Source organism: Vibrio sp. Vb1980 (assembly GCF_033338615.1).
In the GTDB taxonomy this organism is placed as follows: Bacteria; Pseudomonadota; Gammaproteobacteria; order Enterobacterales; family Vibrionaceae; genus Vibrio; species Vibrio alginolyticus.
The window spans coordinates 37,698-56,409 of the sequence record NZ_JAWOSZ010000021.1 but is presented as its reverse complement, the minus strand read 5'-3'; the positions used below and the strand labels follow the sequence as shown (position 1 = coordinate 56,409).

Below are 18,712 nucleotides of genomic sequence, written 5' to 3'. Positions count from 1 at the left end.
AGAACCACTCTGGATATTGAGAATGAAACACTGCGAAAAACAAAAAGTCTGGAACAAAATTGTCTCAGAAGCCCGTGAAATGTCAGAACAAGAGCCTATGCTGGCAAGCTTCTATCATGCCACCATTATCAAGCATGAAAGTTTGTGTGCCGCTCTGAGTTATATTCTGGCTAACAAATTGAACACCGCTTCCATGCCAGCGATGGCTGTGCGTGAAGTGGTTGAAGAAGCCTTTGCGGCTGATCCAACCATCACTGACGGTGCGGCTTGTGATATTTGTGCCACGGTCAATCGCGACCCTGCTGTTTCAATGTATTCAATGCCATTGCTGTACCTAAAAGGCTATCACGCACTGCAAGGCTACCGAGTAGCAAACTGGCTGTGGAAGCAAGGTCGTCACGCTCTTGCGACTTACCTACAAAATCAGATTTCGGTAGCATGTCAGGTCGATATTCACCCTGCAGCGCGCATTGGTAGTGGTATCATGCTCGACCATGCAACAGGCATCGTGATTGGTGAAACTGCCGTGGTCGAAAACGACGTGTCTATACTGCAAGATGTCACCCTTGGTGGTACTGGTAAAGAATGCGGTGATCGTCACCCGAAAATTCGCGAGGGTGTGATGATCGGAGCTGGTGCAAAGATTCTTGGCAATATCGAAGTCGGTGAAGGCGCGAAAATCGGATCTTGCTCTGTGGTATTGCAAGCCGTGCCTCCTCACACAACGGTGGCTGGCGTGCCTGCAAAAATCGTCGGACGTCCAAAAACGGACAAACCCTCTCTCGATATGGATCAAGGCTTTAACGGCAAGTCGCAAAGCTTTATCCATGGAGATGGTATTTAATCGTCAACAAACCTTTTTGACAACAACGTGGTAGGTAACTCTCAAGTGCGAAAACAAAATCACCCTGTTCTACGCTCGGCTATTTTATTAACTTGTGCTTTATCTGCCACTTATCCCATTACCTCCTCTGCTGTGAGTCAGCAAGAGCTCAAAGGCGTATCCAGTGAGATAAGCCGTCAGCGCAAATCGCTCTCTTCCCAAGAAAAGCAGCTCAATGAGTTACAGAAATCACTAAAAGATCAAGAGCTTGGTATTTCTAAGCTTGAGCGTGAAATACGACAAACCAAGTCTAACCTCGCACAAGCAGACAAAAACATAGAAAACCTGGAAGAGAAAATTGCCTTGCAAGAAGCACAGCGTCAAGAGCAAGAAGAAGAACTCAAACAGCTGCTGCAAACGTATTACGTAACCGAGCGAGCGAAGGCCAATGGTCACTTGTTAAATCAAGGTGTGGAAGAAGACCGCATGAGCCAATACTTCCAGCATTTAGCTAAAGCACGTGCTGAAGTGATTGATGCGATCACCAAAATAACCCAAGAATTAGCGCACAACAAAAACCAGCTCGAGCTAGAAAAAGAGCAAATCGAGACTCTGCTCAAGCAGCAATCCGAAAAACGTACAGCGCTAGCGAGTACACAATCCAAGCGTAAGCAAACCCTGAATAAAATTCAGAGCAGTATCAAGAATGACAAACGCTACTTAGCCGAGCTGCAACGCAACGAAACCCGTTTAAAAGCAGAGATCGCCAAAGCAGCGAAGCGTAATGCGGTGCCAATGGACGGACTCGGCAAACAGCGCGGTAAGTTGCCTTGGCCACTCAAAGGCAGTGTGTTACACAACTTTGGTACGCGACAAACCGGGCAGGTAAACTGGAAGGGCATGGTGCTGTCTGCCAACTATGGTCAACAAGTGAAAGCCGTTTATCCTGGTACTGTCGTATTTGCTGAGTATCTGCGCGGATACGGTTTAGTGGTACTGCTCGACCACGGAAAAGGTGACATGACCCTCTATGGTTACAACCAAGCGTTAACTAAAAAAGAAGGCGATCGAGTCACCGCAGGCGAAGTGATTGCTCTCGCGGGTGATACGGGCGGTCAAGACAGGCCATCGCTGTACTTCGAAATTCGTCGTAATAGTGAAGCGCAGAATCCGAAATCTTGGTTAAAGCGCTGATTATCTGACTTATTGACTTGTCATAAAAAAGGAGCCACTCGGCTCCTTTGTTGTATTCATGTTTTGGAAAACGCTATGCGTAGTAGGTTTCTACCGCATCAATAAAAGCATTCACATCATCTTTGCTTAACGCGTTGATTCCTGCCGCCGCCTCTCGCCCCCCACCTGTCGGGAACTGACCACACACGGCCACGGCACCTTGTTTATTGTTTAACGGGGCACGGAGTGAAACCGTATAAGTACCATCTGCATTTTCAGTAAGTACCGCATGCGCAGAGTCAGGGGTTTGGTTTGCTAGCCAGTTGCCATAAACACCACTGATTCGGCGTGATGTCGCCGTGTTTGGTAACTCAAACAACTTCAGCTTACCGCTCTCATGCATGGCAGGCACTGCGAGAGCCGCCTCCATGTCTTGTTGGTAAGCCGATTGCAATTGGTAGTATGGCGAGGCCTTATCTTCAATAGCTTCAAATGGCGACGTGTACTTCAGCAAAGCTCGGTACAGCTCCGCAGGATGAAAGTGTAAATCTTCGACCTTCGATCCGTAGCCGTTGTAGTTAATTAAAGTACCCAGCTCTTTTAGCTGCTCTTTCTGTTGCTGCGACAAGCCCGCGTTATTCGCTAACTCATCGGCTTTAGCAATCATGTTATCGCCATAAGCCGCCGTAATCGCCCAGTCATGAAAACGCCCATCAAGCAACTTATCGACAATCAACGCCGTGCACATGTTGGCATCGAGATCGATGTGCGCATCCAAATTACCATGCTGAGGAATGTCGCCCGCTTTGTGATGATCGGCGTAAAAGACGTGCGCGCCTTGAGCCAAAGCTTGCTCTAGACCTGCCATGTTCTTTTCCATCGAAATGTCTAACACAGTCAGCTCATCACCCGCTTGCACGTCTACTTTTTCCACCAGCTTGATGTCGCGCTTTACACCGGTTATTAACTGGGCATCGACAGGATCAGCCAAACGTAATTGTAGAAGAGCAATGATGCCATCAGCATCACCATTAAAAATGTCGTAATTCATGGGGCGATAGTTCCTTTATCGAGAATCTTATCCCTGCAAGGGTTTTTAGCGTATGGGACTATTGTGCGTGGCATATTTGACAAGTCAACTCGAGCCACGACTCGAAAATGAGAGTGACTCTCGAAATATTAAGCAGCTTGACGTTTAACTGTGTAGATTGCTAACCGCATCTTCTAATAACAGTAGCTGCTCTAAGCCCTGCTCAGTTGCTAATGGCTTAACGACATTAAGCATCTGCAACATCCCTTGCTTCACCACTTGCTCGGTAATGTTGGTTTTTGAAGCCATCGCGGATTGATATGCCAACCAACTACACGCAATCAAGTGCAATGTACATACCAATGACTTCAACTGTTGTTGATCGACATTCAACAGCTTCATCGTTACGAACTCTTGCATAATAGCAATGAGGTTCGCTTGCAGCTTCTCTTGCACATCGATGTACTGTTCGTGTAGCTGTTCATCTCGTGACAAGATTTCTGGTAAGTTTGCGTAGAAAAAGCGGTATTTCCACATCAAGGTAAAAATAGAGTCTAGGTAGCTCTTCAGCATAGTCAGGCTCTCTTGCGAACCTTGAATAGGGGTAAATCTTTCTAAAAGTTCTGCTGAATAAAGCGCAAAGATCTCACGAACGATTTCTTGCTTATTGCGGAAGTGGTAATACAGATTACCAGGGCTAATTTCGATGTGATCGGCAATGTGATTGGTGGTGATGTTGCGCTCACCATGTTGGTTGAACAACTCCAGTGCCGCGTAGACGATTTTGTCGCGCGTTTTCATTGTTATCGTGTTCCCTCTTCATTAACGAATCGAGTATAGCGACTTCACCAACCTAGGTCGATAGAGGCTCCAAATCCGGTAACATAACAGACCAGTTAAGATGCCAGTTGAGTTGGCGACAAGGTCTAACCAAGAAGTTTGTCGCCCTACATACCCTTGCAACCACTCAATAACGGCGCTGAATAGCAAAATACTAATCGCCACCGCCCAACGTTGACGCCAACGCCACACACAAAAACAACCTAAAAACGCAAAGCCGCTGTACGCCATAGCGTGCTGCATTTTGTCGAGATACGCTATATTGCCCCAGTCTTGCAGTTCACCTGAACTCAGAGATAAAAAAGCGATCAATATGGCGTAGCTAAAGATGACGAAACGTGCAGCCGTCAGGTTCATTGGACGTCCTTATGCAATTGGAAATGGAAAGGCCGTCACTTGATCAATGTGGTCACAGCCTAGCGCCAGCATGATCAAACGATCAATACCCAACGCGACCCCTGCACAATCTGGCAACCCTGCTTCCAGTGCAGAGATCAGATGATAATCGATCGTCTGTGGTTTTAAACCCATTTCGATACGCTTTGCGTTATCTTGTTCAAAGCGCGCTAATTGCTCTTTCGGGTTATCCAGTTCATGAAATCCGTTCGCCAGCTCTATCCCCTTAAAGTACACTTCAAAACGATCCGCGACGCGATGATCTTGAGGATTGATTTTCGCAAGCGCCGCCTGTGATGCAGGGAAGTCGTACACAAAAGCCGGCACGTCCTGACCAATTTTGTTTTCTACTCCCACGCTAAATAGTAGTTGCAGCAGCGTATCGCGATCTTCTTCTGGCTCAGCAATGTCACTCAAACCCAGCTTGCTTGCCGCCGCTTTCAGCTCAGTCATCGAGCCTTCCAGTGGACACACACCCAACACATCAATGAAGGCTTGCTGATACGTCATGCGCTGCGCTGCGCCACACTTCAATACCAGCTGCAACAGGTCATCCATTTCATCCATCAATTTATGATGGTCAAAGCCAACGCGATACCACTCCAACATCGTGAATTCAGGGTTGTGGTAGCGACCATTCTCTTCATTACGAAATGCTTTGTTGATTTGATAAATACAACCGCTACCCGCAGCCAAAAGGCGCTTCATATGGAATTCTGGGCTGGTCATAAAAAACAGCTTACTGCCATCGGCGTAGCCTGGGCCAACAAACTCGGTTTGGAAAGTATGCAAATGAATGTCAGTCACGGTTGCGTGACTCATGGCTGGCGTATCGACTTCCATCACCTGTCGGTCAGCGAAGAATTGTCGAATCGACGCGATTAACGTCGCACGTTGACGAAGTTGGTCAATGGAAGCAGTAGGTTGCCAGTTGGTTTGCATAACAAGTCTCTCAAACTTTAATTCAGCGAGGAAAGCCTCATTCTACATGCTTTTTACTCTTCAAGAAGAGAGGAATATCCCTTCTTCTTTTTACTAATGTGCTCGCCAATTTGAGGCAAGCATTACTCGTGCCTCAGAACAAAAAACACTCAGTTAAAATCCTATTATCCATGCGGTTAATGTCGCGCAACACAGGTTTAACATCCCTAATGTTAATGCTTGAGGGCCAAAACCTCGATGCCGTGATAGCAGTCACATAACCTATAAATTCTATGCCCTTAAGTGCATTACCGAAGCAAAAACCCAATTACATCAATTTTTCTGCCATGTGGCTCATCTACACTAACCCTACTACTTTTGGGGAGTTCTTTTTAAGGAGCGCCTCGTAATGACAATAACAAGCGGATTTCCGCAATCACACACTGGAGGATAACTGTGCAAATTATCACCACAGATATCGCAGTCATCGGCGCAGGCGGCGCTGGTCTTCGTACTGCTATTGCAGCGGCTGAAGCAAACCCAGACTTAGAAGTCGCTCTGATTTCTAAAGTTTATCCAATGCGCTCCCACACGGTCGCTGCAGAGGGTGGCTCAGCAGCAGTTATCAAGGATGAAGATAGCTTAGACAACCACTTCAACGACACTGTTGGCGGTGGTGACTGGCTATGTGAACAGGATGTTGTTGAATACTTTGTAGAGAACGCGACTCGCGAAATGATCCAAATGGAGCAATGGGGTTGCCCATGGAGTCGTAAAGAGAACGGTGAAGTCAACGTACGCCGCTTTGGTGGTATGAAGGTTGAACGTACTTGGTTCGCTGCAGACAAAACTGGCTTCCACATGCTTCATACGCTATTCCAGACATCAATGAAGTACAGCAACATCAAACGTTTTGATGAGTACTTTGTGGTGGATCTGCTTGTTGATGAAGGCGAAGTTCAAGGTCTGATTGCTATTCACATGTCTGAAGGCGAGCTTGTTACTATCAAAGCAAAATCTGTTGTTCTAGCAACAGGTGGCGCGGGCCGTGTTTACCACTGTAACACCAACGGCGGTATCGTAACGGGCGATGGTATGGCAATGGCTTACCGTCACGGCGTTCCTCTACGTGATATGGAATTCGTTCAATACCACCCAACAGGTCTTCCTGGTACAGGTATCCTGATGACGGAAGGTTGTCGTGGTGAAGGCGGTATCATCGTTAACAAGAATGGCTACCGTTACCTACAAGATTACGGTATGGGCCCTGAAACTCCAGTTGGCCAACCGAAGAACAAATACATGGAACTGGGTCCTCGTGACAAAGTTTCTCAAGCTTTCTGGCACGAACAACAGAAAGGCAACACCATCAAACACCCACTGGGTGACGTGGTGCACCTAGACCTTCGCCATCTTGGTGAGGAGTACCTACAAGAGCGTCTACCGTTCATCTGTGAACTAGCAAAAGCTTACGTAAACGTGGACCCTGCAAAAGAGCCAATTCCAATTCGTCCAACCGTTCACTACACCATGGGTGGTATTGAAACGGACGGCGGTTGTGAAACTCGCATTAAAGGCCTATTCGCGGTGGGTGAATGTGCGTCTGTTGGTCTTCACGGTGCAAACCGTCTAGGTTCAAACTCACTGGCTGAATTCGTAGTATTTGGGCGCGTAGCGGGTGAAAACGCAGTGAAACGCGCGGCAGAATTCAAAGGTTGGAACGACGCGGCAATTGACGCGCAAGTCAAAGCCGTTGAAGAGCGCATCGCGAAACTGATGAACCAAGAAGGCGACGAAAACTGGGCAGAAATACGCACAGAAATGGGCCACACCATGGAAGCGGGCTGTGGTATCTACCGCCAAGAAGATTTGATGCAAGCGACTATCGACAAAATCACTGAGTTGAAAGAACGCTACAAACGCATCAGCATCAAAGACAAAGGTAAAGTGTTCAACACAGACCTTCTATACGCAATCGAAGTGGGTTACGGCCTAGAAGTCGCAGAAGCGATGGTTCACTCTGCGATTCTACGTAAAGAATCTCGCGGTGCGCACCAACGTCTAGACGACGGTTGTACAGAACGTGATGACGTGAACTTCCTAAAACACTCACTTGCTTTCTACAAGCCAGAGTCAGCACCAAGTATCGATTACAGCAATGTGACCATCACTAAGTCACAACCAAAAGCTCGTCTATACGGTGAAGCAGCAGAAAAAGCAGCGGCTGAAGAGAAGAACGCAGAGGAGCAAGCATAATGTCAGCAAATCGCATTCAAAAAGTAGACATCCTGCGTTACGACCCAGAAAAAGATGCAGAACCATACAAGCAAACATTCGAAGTCCCATTCGATGAAACCATGTCTGTACTTGACGCACTTGGTTACATCAAAGACCACCTAGACAAAGATCTGTCTTACCGTTGGTCTTGTCGTATGGCGATCTGTGGTTCTTGCGGCATCATGGTGAACAACGTACCGAAACTTGCTTGTAAGAGCTTCCTACGTGACTACCCAGACGGTGTGACTATCGAGCCTCTAGCGAACTTCCCAATCGAGAAAGACTTGATTGTTGATATGACGCCATTCATCGAGCGCCTAGAAGCAATCAAACCATACATCATCGGTAACGATCGTAAACCAGAAGACGGTACGAACTTGCAAACGCCAGAACAGATGGCGAAATACAAGCAGTTCGCTGGCTGTATCAACTGTGGTCTGTGCTATGCCGCATGTCCTCAGTTTGGTCTTAACCCAGAGTTCATCGGTCCTGCTGCACTAACGCTAGCCCACCGCTACAACCTAGACAGCCGTGACAACGGTAAAGATGAGCGCATGAAGCTTATCAACGGTGAAAACGGTGCTTGGGGTTGTACGTTTGTTGGTTACTGTTCTGAAGTTTGTCCGAAGAGCGTTGACCCAGCAGCGGCAGTAAACCAAGGCAAAGTGGAGTCTTCTATGGACTTCGTGATTGCTATGTTGAAACCTGATGGTTCACCAAAGAAAGTGGAGGCATAAGGATGAGCAATCGTAAACCTTACGTTCGTGAAGTAAAACGCACTTGGTGGAAGAACCATCCTTTCTACCGCTTCTACATGCTACGTGAAGCGACGGTGCTTCCGTTAATCCTATTCACTCTGTTCCTAACTTTCGGTTTAGGTTGCTTGGTGAAAGGTCCTGAAGCATGGCAAGGTTGGTTAGCGTTCATGGCGAACCCAATCGTAGTCGCAATCAACATCGTTGCACTACTCGGTAGCCTATTCCACGCTCAAACTTTCTTCAGCATGATGCCACAAGTAATGCCAATTCGTTTGAAGGGCAAACCAGTGGACAAGAAGATCATCGTATTGACTCAGTGGGCCGCGGTTGCGTTCATCTCACTGATCGTTCTCATCGTGGTGTAAGGAGCTGAGCAATGAAACCGAATTATAGTGTAAACACATCACCAAAACGTTCTGATGAGCCAATCTGGTGGGGTCTGTTTGGCGCAGGTGGTACTTGGTTCGCGATGATCACGCCAATCACCGTTCTTGTGCTAGGTATCTTGGTACCACTAGGCGTGATTGACGCAGAAGCGATGAGCTACGAGCGTGTCTCTGCCTTCGCAACCAGCATCATCGGTGCGCTATTCATCATTGGCACGCTAGCATTGCCAATGTGGCATGCAATGCACCGTGTACACCACGGCATGCACGACCTTAAATTCCACACTGGTGTGATTGGTAAAATTGCATGCTATGCATTTGCAGGCCTCATCACTGCACTAGCAGTTATCTTTATCTTCATGATTTAAGAGACTGACCAAAAAAGAAAAAGCTGGCTAAATGCCAGCTTTTTTATTGCTTTGGGTTACCCATGATCTTTTTGCTTTTTAAGCTTTTGACCACCCATGATCTTATTGCTGTGCGACCTTCTTTGTCTGGTCCATAAGACCCAGAGCACCAAAGCCAGTAATCACATCTAGGTTTGTTTTCAAGCCCGTTTCGTCACTTCCACCAATGTAATTTTGTGGCATCTGAACTTGGAAGTTTTGCAAATTGTTGTACAGCGAGTTCGCTACGTCTCGATTCAATTCTGCCAAGTAAACTTCACGGTTTGCTCCTAACGCTGCATACTTACCTTTTAGGACTTCAGATTCTGCGCGACCTTTCGCTAATATCGCTTTCGCTTCAAACTCAGCAGAAAGTGCGTTCGCTTTTTGAATCGCTAAGTTAGCCTCTGCGATAGCTAGCTCTTTCTCCTTCTCGACTTCAGCAAGTCGTTTGGTTTTTTCCACTTCAACGATTTCACGCTCTGCAATCTGACGCGCCACTTCCACTTCTTTTTGTTGAGCAATAATTGCGAGTTCTTTACCACGCTGGGCGTCTTGCACCTCACGTGTTCGTTGAATCTCTTTGCGTAACTGCTCGGTCTCTGCCTGTGCTTTCGACGTTTCTTGTTCCTGAATCGCGCGAATACGATCCGCCACTAAACGCTTTTTATCTGCCAATAGCTGATCTAATTGCTTTTCTGGCTGCGGGTCACCAATGGTCACCTGCGTCACTTGAATACCGTATTGTTGTAACGGATTGTCTTGACGAATTGGTTGCCCGGTTTTGTCTACGACTGGCACAGTTTTCCATACCAGTTGATTGGTGCGCTGTAATTGGTTCGGATTAGCTTGATTCACCCCAACAGGCGCAAGATCCAACTCTTCCACTTCAACCTGACGTCGCTCTGTTAGATAAATCCCCTCTCGTAACTGATCGCCAAGTTTCGATTTGAACTGGTTCAAACCACCTTGGAAAAACTCTTCACCCGTGTATTGGGTTGCGGTAATCACCGTTACGTTACGTGCGTTCTTTACAAGCAGCGCATCGATCAAGTTACTGTTGTTGCGGAACTCTTTATGCATCTTCTTCACCGCTTCAGGGTCATTACTGAGCTTAAAGCGGAATGTTACGGGGATCTGACCAATATAGGTGTCGGCAAATCGAACCTGAATCGCATCAAGACGTTGATAAAAATCTTCGCCCTTGCTGTTACCGAATGACACGGTGATCACTTGGTCATACTTGGTGATTTTGGACAGAAATGGCATACGAAAATGAATGCCAGGTTCAGTAAACACATCCAACTCACCAGTAATATTATTCTGATGCACGTAGCTGTAACCCGCATCGGTCATCAGCACCGAGCTATTAATCGTTAAGCCTATTGCCAACAGCGGTACGCCAAATACGGCTGCTTTTAATCCTTTATGTAGTAACTGACGTCTTTCTTCCACCTTTAAACCCCTTCCTAAACCTCTGCTTTCCATTTTGTTCTCCTTTTTGGATTGTTACTGAGTTAAATCGATAAAAATCAGATTGCTATGCAACTCAGTGACAAGTACTAATGTATCAAAATGTTACATTAAGGAATAATCGACAGATTCATGGAATAAATAAGATTTTTACGAATAATACAAAATCATCAAAAATTTGCGGAGGATATCGATGTTTTACGCAGAGGGATTAAAAGAGAAGAATCACAGGCAATAAAAAAGGCCGCCGAAGCGACCTTTCTAACAATCATATAAAGTGCTTACTTCACACGACCTACGTATTCAGCAGTACGAGTATCTACGCGAATCACTTCACCAATTGAGATGAACAGAGGAACACGAACAACAGCGCCAGTTGATAGCGTCGCTGGTTTACCGCCAGTACCTTGAGTATCACCTTTCAGGCCTGGGTCTGTGTCTACAACTTCTAGCTCAACGAAGTTTGGTGGAGTAACAGTAATTGGGTTACCGTTCCAAAGAGTGATCATACAAGTGTTGTTTTCTACCAACCACTTAGCGTTTTCACCTACCGCTTTTGCATCCGCTGCGATCTGTTCAAACGTTTCACTGTTCATAAAGTGGTAGAATTCGCCGTCTGAATATAGATAATCTAGGTCGATATCCATTACGTCTGCCACTTCACAAGTGTCACCAGACTTGAATGTTTTCTCTAGCACTTTACCAGAAAGAAGTTTACGAATTTTAACACGGTTGAACGCTTGGCCTTTACCTGGTTTAACGTATTCGTTTTCCAGAATTACACAAGGCTCGTTATCAAGCATTAACTTAAGACCGCCTTTAAATTCATTGGTGCTAACTGTAGCCATTTTTTCCTCTTACATTCTTAGAGCTAAATTCAATGCCGCACATAATAACCCGAAAAGTCGAATCTGTTGAGCAAAACTGGCTCAAACAGTTGGCGAATGGGATCTCTGATCCTGCAAAATTGCTCGAAATACTGGAAATTGATCCTTCACCGTGGCAAGACGGGTTTGCCGCGCGCAAGCTGTTTGCACAGCGTGTACCGCAAAGTTTTGTCGATAGGATGGAGAAAGGCAACCCTAAAGACCCTCTTTTACGTCAGGTTTTACCACTGAGCGACGAATTTGAGGTGCATCCGGGTTACTCCAATGATCCATTGGAAGAGCAGGACAATGAAGTCCCTGGCCTGCTACACAAGTATCGCAACCGCGCCCTGATGATTGTCAAAGGTGGCTGCGCGGTAAATTGCCGTTACTGCTTTCGTCGTCACTTCCCTTATCAAGAGAACAAAAGCGGGAAACAAGCCTGGACCAAGTGCTTAGAGTACATGGCACAACAACCAGAGTTGAACGAAGTCATCTTCTCAGGTGGTGATCCATTAATGGCAAAAGACGATGAGATTCATTGGCTTTTAGAGCACATTGCTCACATTCCTCACATCAAACGTCTGCGTATTCATAGCCGTTTACCTGTGGTGATTCCAGCTCGAGTCACTGATGAACTATGCCAACTTCTGCAAGCATCAAGGTTACAAATCATCCTCGTCACTCACATCAACCATGCCAACGAAATCAATGACGAATTTGCTGAACAGATGTTCAAGCTCAAAAGAGCGGGCGTTACGCTTCTAAACCAAGGCGTTCTGCTGAAAGGCGTGAATGATTCGGTAGAAGCTCAAGTGGCGTTAAGTGAGGCCTTATTTGACGCGGGTATCTTGCCTTATTACCTCCACGTTCTTGATAAGGTGCAAGGCGCAGCGCACTACTTTATTTCGGACGAAGAAGCGAAAGCTATTATGCGCGGACTCATCACGCGTGTATCGGGTTATCTGGTACCAAAACTCACACGAGAAGTTGGTGGCAGGCCAAGTAAAACGCCGTTGGATTTGCATTTAGAATAAGCTCTGACACTCAATTAAATTTGTCGTCTAGATTGATTATTTTTGTTCGCTTTGCACGGTAAGTCTATGCATACTCCGCACTTTTGGAGGTCAAGATGCATACAGCATTCGAACAAATTTTCGATCTTGGCCCATTCAGTTGGCCTGCCCTACTATGCTGCGCCATTAATGGGCTCATGATCGGTATAGAGCGCCAAACTCGTGGTAAACCGGTTGGCATTCGCACAGCAATATTAATTATTTCAGGCACCTACCTGTTTATGTCGATGGCAGTGTCGTTATCGCCAAATACTCTTGATCAAGCACGAGTGCTTGGTCAGATCATTACTGGCGTCGGCTTCTTAGGCGCTGGCGTTATGATGACACTTGATGGAAAAATCCATGGCGTAACATCCGCGGCTGTAATATGGGTGCTAGCAGGTTTAGGTTTGATGATAGGTTTGGGTTATTTAACGCAGTCGGTGGTTATTACTCTCCTGACACTAACCGTGTTGTTAGGTGTGGATAAAGCAGAAAACCACATCAAAGCATTACGCCGCGGTGTTCATCAAAGAATTCAACAACGCAAAACTTCATCACGATTAATTAAATAGTTAACGCTCCGAGAAACTCGCTTCATCTCATCAGTAATTAAAGAGCCCTCGACGAACATCGAGGGCTTTCTGTATATAAAGATTCTGACTTTCTCAGGGATTACTTAGCAAAGTTGATGAGTGGGAAACACTTGAAGAAACCGTTATCCGCACAGTTCAAAAGACCAATTTGCACACCATCGATTTGATCGGTCATGTTGAAGAAACCAAACTGGAAATTAGACTTCTTAGAGATACTCGCTAAGCCCACATCCGCCATGGTGTAGCCTTCAGAATAGTTCACCGCGCTCCAGTTCAAGCCTTTTACGTTGTTCGTAATGTTAACAGCACCCAAGTTAACACCCGTCGTCTGACCTTGGTTCCAGTTAACTAAGCCTAAAGACGCGCCTTTCATTTCTTGATTTACTTTTGCTGCACCAAAAAACAGACCGAAGTTCACACCTGTCGTACGATCCGTTTCTGACATACCAAGCAGTGAAAAGTCGACACCTTTAACCTCATTTACCTGCCCATGCAACACAGCTAAACGAACGCCACCTACTGAAGAATTAGAGGGTGCGTTTGTGTTATCGATAGTAGAGAACATCACAGGTGTACTGTCGGCAAAAGCAACAGGTGATGCGATAGCGGCTGCAACCGCCAATGACGTCATAAGCTTTTTCATTTTCATCTCCATGATGGGAAGCAACAATTTACAACATAGTGTAATGTTCAGATTTTGCTCTGTCCCCGTTCAAAAAGTGTTAGCAATAGGTCAGATTTAACCATCTGACTCAAAAGAAAAAATATTTCTCTTCGATTTTTTGCTTCTGAAATGACGCTTTTTACGCTCAAAAATCTCATGATAAGCCACACCAGAACGTCATGTTTCTCGGGTGACACGCATAAAAAAGTCGAGGCATCTGCCTCGACTTTTAAAGGTTTGGTCGGTTATCTTTCCGCTATAAGGGGTCCCTTAGAGCGATGAGATAAGCTGGCTTACATCATGCCGCCCATACCGCCCATGCCACCCATGCCGCCCATGTCAGGCATCGCTAGCGCGTCTTTTTGCGGTAGGTCAGTAACCATCGCTTCAGTTGTGATCATCAGACCTGCAACCGATGCTGCGAATTGTAGTGCAGAACGAGTAACTTTAGTTGGATCTAGGATACCCATTTCTAGCATGTCGCCGTATTCGCCTGTTGCCGCGTTGTAGCCGTAGCTACCTTCACCCGCTTTCACGTTGTTCGCAACAACTGAGTCTTCCTCACCTGCGTTCTTCGTGATTTGACGGATTGGCGCTTCCATTGCACGTAGTGCAACGCGGATACCAACGTTTTGTTCTTCGTTGTCACCCGTTAGGTGAGCAATCTTAGATGCCGCGCGGATAAGTGCAACACCACCACCAGCAACAACACCTTCTTCAACCGCTGCGCGAGTTGCGGCTAGCGCATCTTCTACACGGTCTTTCTTCTCTTTCATTTCAACTTCAGTCGCAGCACCAACTTTGATTACTGCAACACCGCCAGCCAGTTTAGCTACGCGCTCTTGTAGTTTCTCTTTGTCGTAGTCTGAAGTTGCGTCTTCGATTTGTTGACGAATCTGAGCAACACGGCCAGAGATCATCTCTTCTTCACCGATACCATCGATGATAGTCGTGTTTTCTTTCGTGATAGAAACACGCTTCGCTTGACCTAGATCTTCTAGTGCAACTTTTTCTAGCTCTAGACCGATCTCTTCAGAAATCACAGTACCGCCAGTTAGGATAGCGATGTCTTGTAGCATTGCTTTACGGCGGTCACCGAAACCAGGTGCTTTCACAGCTGCAACTTTTACGATGCCACGCATGTTGTTCACAACCAATGTTGCTAGCGCTTCGCCTTCTACATCTTCTGCAATGATAAGCAGTGGACGAGATGCTTTCGCGACAGCTTCTAGCGTTGGAAGAAGCTCACGAATGTTTGAGATCTTCTTATCAACAAGAAGAATGAATGGGTTTTCTAGATCAACACTGCCTGATTCTTGGTTGTTGATGAAGTAAGGAGACAGGTAACCGCGGTCGAACTGCATACCTTCTACTACGTCTAACTCGTCTTGTAGCGCCTGACCTTCTTCAACCGTGATAACGCCATCACGACCCACACGCTCCATTGCTTCTGCAATGATATTACCTACGCTTGCGTCTGAGTTTGCAGAGATAGTACCAACCTGCGCGATCGCTTTTGTGTCGTTACATTCAACAGAAAGCTCTTTTAGTTGCTCAACTGCCGCGGCAACAGCTTTGTCGATACCACGCTTCAGATCCATTGGGTTCATGCCCGCTGCGACTGCTTTTAGACCTTCGTTAACGATAGATTGTGCTAGTACCGTTGCTGTTGTTGTACCGTCACCCGCTGCGTCGTTTGCTTTAGACGCAACTTCTTTAACCATTTGTGCGCCCATGTTCTGGAATTTATCTTCCAGCTCGATTTCACGCGCTACTGATACACCATCTTTAGTGATAGTCGGTGCACCAAAAGATTTGTCTAGAACGACATTACGTCCTTTAGGACCCAGTGTTACTTTTACTGCGTCAGCCAGAACGTTTACACCTTCCAGCATTTTAACTCGTGCGTCATTACCAAATTTAACGTCTTTAGCAGCCATCTTTGATTTCCTTTCTAAAATTCTTTGTGTGTAATTTCGTAATTGAATCTGAGCAAAAAATTACTCAATGATTGCTATTATTCAACGATCGCCATGATGTCGTTTTCAGACATGACAAGCACTTCTTTACCGTCGATTTTTTCAGTTTTTGTACCGTAACCTTCAGCAAAGATAACGGTATCACCGACTTTAACGTCTAGTGGCAGTACGGTGCCGTTTTCTAGGATGCGGCCTTTACCCACAGCTAGAACAACACCGCGAGTCGATTTTTCTGCAGCAGAACCAGTCAGAACGATGCCACCAGCAGACTTAGATTCAACTTCTTTACGTTCAACGATAACTCGGTCATGTAATGGACGAATGTTCATCGGTCGTCTCTCCTGAAAATTTCCATGTTTATTTGATAATTGTCTTTAGGGACTGTAGCCCCAGACACGTGATCCCTATATAAGGGGTCGAAGCAGCGATCCCAAGGGGGTGGCACAAAATTTTTGTGACTTAGTTAAAATAACGAACAACTAGGCAACGGTTTGCGTTAGAAATGCTCACTCGCTCGGCATCTCGCTTTCTTGTATCCTTGCAGTTTGCTCACCAGATAGTTGTCACACATGCAGGAAAATAACAAGCTGGAACCCCAAGCGACCGATAAGCATGGTTTGTTGACCGCACCCATTCCTGAAACGCTGCGGAAAATGACCGTACCCATGACCATGGGCATGATCGCAATTTTGATGTTTAACTTGGTGGACACGTTTTTTATCTCGTTGCTTGGCACTCAAGCGCTAGCGGCTATCAGCTATACCTTCCCTGTCACCTTTGCGGTTAACTGCATTACGATGGGGATTGGGATGGGACTATCGACCAATATTGGTCGCTTGCTTGGGCAAGGTCATGCACCACAAGCTGCTCGGTTCACCACCCACGGTTTGTTGTTAGCCGTGTTACTTGTGGCTATCGCGTCTTCTATTGGCTTTACCACCATTGCGCCATTGTTTCGTTTTCTTGGTGCGTCTGATGATCTCATCCCTCTTATTGAGCAATATATGCAGGTCTGGTATCTCACCATTCCTCTGCTAGTGATCCCAATGGCGGGCAACAGTGCTATCCGAGCTACTGGCGACACAAAAACACCAGCAAAAGTCATGATGTTGGCTGGTTTGATTAATGGCATGCTCGATCCATTGTTGATTTTCGGTTATGGCCCTTTTCCGGAACTTGGCATTCAAGGCGCAGCCATAGCAAGTGCCTTTAGCTGGTTAGGTGCTTTATGTGGCTCATTCTATGTGCTAGTTAAAAGGGAAAAATTGCTTGCTCAACCCCAATGGGCTTTGCTGAAACAAGACTGGCAACAGACACTAAGAATTGGTACCCCTGCTGCGCTATCAAACGCGATGAATCCGTTGTCCGGTGCCATTCTGATGATGCTGTTATCCAACCATGGTACAGCGGCGGTTGCTGCTTACGGCGCAGCGCAGCGTATTGAGTCTATATTGATTTTAGTATTGATGTCGCTGACCTCTGCCCTCACACCGTTTATGGCACAAAATTTAGGAGCCAAACAACCGCAACGAGCCTTTTCCGGTTTATTTATTAGCATGCGTTTTGCAGTGGTATTCCAAGGGTTTATCTTCTTGATGATGGTGCCACTGAGCATTCCTCTGGCTGCGCTGTTTTCTCAGGAAGATGCGGTGAAAAACCTGCTTTGGCATTATTTACTGGTGGTGCCATTTAGTTATGGCTTCCAAGGCATAGTGATGATGTTAGTCAGTGGTTTGAATGCGATGCACAAGCCATTGCGTGCATTCCAGTGGAGCTTTATGCGGCTGTTCATTTTTACCTTGCCATCGGCGTGGATCGGGAGCCAAATCTACAGTATTGAAGGCTTGTTTATCGGTATCGCGGTTGGGAATACGTTGGGTGGGCTACTGGGCTACTTGTTTGCGCTGCGCGAGCGAAAATTAACGCTCATAGAGCAGAGCAGCGTGTCTTAACACTCGTCTATCGCTAGTTTCTTTTTGTTGATTCTCAAATACAAAAAAACCGCGGAAAGCCGCGGTTTTGTTTATCTATTTCAAACTTGCTTAGAACAACTCTTCAGCAACTTTGTATAGATCGTTGCGTACTGGACGCTTCATGTTTTCGATTGCGTCGATGATATCGTGGTGAACAAGTTGCTCTTTCACGATACCTACACAACGACCACCATGACCTTCGATCAATAGGTGAACAGCGTAGTTACCCATACGAGATGCTAGTACGCGGTCAAATGCAGTTGGACGACCACCACGTTGGATGTGACCAAGTACTGTTGCACGAGTTTCACGACCTGTCGCGGCTTCGATGTCACGTGCTAGTTCATTAGCATCCATCATTAGCTCAGTAAGCGCGATGATCGCGTGTTTCTTACCTTTAGCGATACCATCTTGGATGTTGCTGATCAGCTTGTCTTTGTCTAGACCAGTTTCCGGAGTGATGATGTATTCACAACCGCCCGCAATTGCAGACATCAGAGTCAAATCACCACAGTGACGGCCCATGATTTCTACAATTGAAATGCGTTGGTGAGATGAAGAAGTATCACGTAGACGGTCGATTGCATCGATAACGGTGTTTAGTGCACTTAGGTAGCCCACAGTGTAATCCGTACCTGCGATATCGTTGTCGATTGTGCCCGGAAGACCGATACATGGGTAACCCATTTCAGTCAGTTTCTTCGCACCCATGTACGAACCATCACCACCGATTACCACTAGTGCATCGATACCATGTTTTTTCAGGTTCTCAATCGCTTTTTCACGAACTTCCACTTGTTTAAATTCAGGGAAACGTGCAGAACCTAGGAACGTACCACCTTTGTTGATCACATCTGAAACGCTAGAACGATCTAGCTTCTCGATGCGGCCTTCGTATAGGCCTAGGTAGCCGTCGTACACACCGAATACTTCCAATCCTTCGGATAGTGCTGTACGTACTACGCCGCGTATCGCAGCGTTCATACCAGGTGCGTCACCGCCACTTGTTAAAACACCGATCTTCTTAATCATGCTCACCCTCGATCTTTGGCAATCAATTATTTAATTTTCTTTTAGGCCCCTTGTTACCAAGCAACCTGCATAATCCAGAACTGT

19 protein-coding genes are annotated in these 18,712 nt (G+C 46.3%); 9 read left to right on the top strand and 10 right to left on the bottom strand.

Translation table 11 applies throughout. From position 1 onward, the window contains the following. The first annotated feature begins 22 nt into the window (after positions 1-22). A complete protein-coding gene (cysE, locus tag R7F64_RS21730; protein WP_005381475.1) occupies positions 23-844 on the top strand; it encodes a serine O-acetyltransferase in 822 nt (273 codons plus the stop codon). A gap of 27 nt (positions 845-871) precedes the next feature. After that, positions 872-2,017, top strand: a complete 1,146-nt coding sequence (locus R7F64_RS21725) for a murein hydrolase activator EnvC family protein (RefSeq protein WP_005381476.1) — start codon at positions 872-874, stop codon at positions 2,015-2,017. Between the two features lie 73 nt (positions 2,018-2,090). On the opposite strand, the gene R7F64_RS21720 is transcribed toward R7F64_RS21725, so the two are convergent. The 4 genes from R7F64_RS21720 to epmA form a co-directional block, all read right to left on the bottom strand. Further along, positions 2,091-3,047, bottom strand: a complete 957-nt coding sequence (locus R7F64_RS21720) for a DHH family phosphoesterase (protein ID WP_171343372.1) — start codon at positions 3,045-3,047, stop codon at positions 2,091-2,093. A gap of 144 nt (positions 3,048-3,191) precedes the next feature. Then, a complete protein-coding gene (locus R7F64_RS21715; RefSeq protein WP_054701982.1) occupies positions 3,192-3,827 on the bottom strand; it encodes a TetR/AcrR family transcriptional regulator in 636 nt (211 codons plus the stop codon). A 21-nt stretch (positions 3,828-3,848) separates the two neighbouring features. Next, positions 3,849-4,223, bottom strand: coding sequence for a VanZ family protein (locus R7F64_RS21710; RefSeq protein WP_017635567.1), 375 nt, complete (start codon positions 4,221-4,223; stop codon positions 3,849-3,851). Between the two features lie 9 nt (positions 4,224-4,232). Beyond that, entirely contained in the window at positions 4,233-5,204 is a 972-nt protein-coding gene (gene epmA, locus R7F64_RS21705; RefSeq protein ID WP_318072074.1) for an elongation factor P--(R)-beta-lysine ligase, read from the bottom strand. A 435-nt stretch (positions 5,205-5,639) separates the two neighbouring features. Here epmA and frdA point away from each other — a divergent pair, with 435 nt between their 5' ends. The 4 genes from frdA to frdD are packed head-to-tail and all read left to right on the top strand — an operon-like array spanning position 5,640 to position 8,972. Then, the gene (gene frdA / locus R7F64_RS21700) at positions 5,640-7,439 is read left to right on the top strand and encodes a fumarate reductase (quinol) flavoprotein subunit (protein ID WP_005381487.1); all 1,800 of its coding nucleotides are present in this window, start codon (positions 5,640-5,642) and stop codon (positions 7,437-7,439) included. After that, the gene (locus R7F64_RS21695; protein ID WP_085570086.1) at positions 7,439-8,197 is read left to right on the top strand and encodes a succinate dehydrogenase/fumarate reductase iron-sulfur subunit; all 759 of its coding nucleotides are present in this window, start codon (positions 7,439-7,441) and stop codon (positions 8,195-8,197) included. The genes frdA and R7F64_RS21695 overlap by 1 nt, the downstream gene beginning before the upstream one ends. Before the next feature lie 2 nt (positions 8,198-8,199). Continuing rightward, a complete protein-coding gene (gene frdC, locus R7F64_RS21690; RefSeq protein ID WP_005381491.1) occupies positions 8,200-8,583 on the top strand; it encodes a fumarate reductase subunit FrdC in 384 nt (127 codons plus the stop codon). Positions 8,584-8,594: 11 nt separating this feature from the next. Next, a complete protein-coding gene (gene frdD / locus R7F64_RS21685; RefSeq protein ID WP_005381493.1) occupies positions 8,595-8,972 on the top strand; it encodes a fumarate reductase subunit FrdD in 378 nt (125 codons plus the stop codon). Positions 8,973-9,074: 102 nt separating this feature from the next. Here frdD and R7F64_RS21680 read toward each other — a convergent pair whose 3' ends face one another. Together R7F64_RS21680 and efp are read right to left on the bottom strand one after the other, a co-directional pair. After that, on the bottom strand, positions 9,075-10,478 hold the full coding sequence (locus tag R7F64_RS21680; protein WP_042523712.1) for an SPFH domain-containing protein: 1,404 nt from the start codon (positions 10,476-10,478) through the stop codon (positions 9,075-9,077). A 266-nt stretch (positions 10,479-10,744) separates the two neighbouring features. Next, a complete protein-coding gene (gene efp / locus R7F64_RS21675) occupies positions 10,745-11,311 on the bottom strand; it encodes an elongation factor P (protein ID WP_005381500.1) in 567 nt (188 codons plus the stop codon). A 32-nt stretch (positions 11,312-11,343) separates the two neighbouring features. On the opposite strand from efp, the gene epmB reads away from it, so the two are divergent. Both epmB and R7F64_RS21665 read left to right on the top strand, forming a co-directional pair. Further along, positions 11,344-12,366: an EF-P beta-lysylation protein EpmB gene (epmB, locus tag R7F64_RS21670; RefSeq protein ID WP_053307395.1), complete on the top strand. Its 1,023-nt coding sequence runs from the start codon at positions 11,344-11,346 to the stop codon at positions 12,364-12,366. 95 nt (positions 12,367-12,461) lie between these two features. Continuing rightward, positions 12,462-12,959 carry an MgtC/SapB family protein gene (locus tag R7F64_RS21665; RefSeq protein ID WP_005381504.1) on the top strand — a complete coding sequence of 166 codons (498 nt, stop codon included), beginning with the start codon at positions 12,462-12,464 and terminating at the stop codon, positions 12,957-12,959. Positions 12,960-13,059: 100 nt separating this feature from the next. On the opposite strand, the gene R7F64_RS21660 is transcribed toward R7F64_RS21665, so the two are convergent. The 3 genes from R7F64_RS21660 to R7F64_RS21650 form a co-directional block, all read right to left on the bottom strand. Beyond that, positions 13,060-13,623, bottom strand: a complete 564-nt coding sequence (locus R7F64_RS21660) for a VC2662 family protein (protein WP_005381507.1) — start codon at positions 13,621-13,623, stop codon at positions 13,060-13,062. A gap of 314 nt (positions 13,624-13,937) precedes the next feature. After that, complete coding sequence (gene groL, locus R7F64_RS21655) at positions 13,938-15,584, bottom strand: chaperonin GroEL (protein WP_318072073.1); 1,647 nt, start codon at positions 15,582-15,584, stop codon at positions 13,938-13,940. Positions 15,585-15,661: 77 nt separating this feature from the next. Beyond that, positions 15,662-15,952, bottom strand: coding sequence for a co-chaperone GroES (locus R7F64_RS21650; RefSeq protein ID WP_005381516.1), 291 nt, complete (start codon positions 15,950-15,952; stop codon positions 15,662-15,664). 240 nt (positions 15,953-16,192) lie between these two features. On the opposite strand from R7F64_RS21650, the gene R7F64_RS21645 reads away from it, so the two are divergent. Beyond that, positions 16,193-17,575, top strand: coding sequence for an MATE family efflux transporter (locus R7F64_RS21645; RefSeq protein ID WP_053303027.1), 1,383 nt, complete (start codon positions 16,193-16,195; stop codon positions 17,573-17,575). A gap of 90 nt (positions 17,576-17,665) precedes the next feature. On the opposite strand, the gene pfkA is transcribed toward R7F64_RS21645, so the two are convergent. Next, positions 17,666-18,628 carry a 6-phosphofructokinase gene (gene pfkA, locus R7F64_RS21640; protein WP_005381521.1) on the bottom strand — a complete coding sequence of 321 codons (963 nt, stop codon included), beginning with the start codon at positions 18,626-18,628 and terminating at the stop codon, positions 17,666-17,668. Positions 18,629-18,712 lie beyond the last annotated feature (84 nt).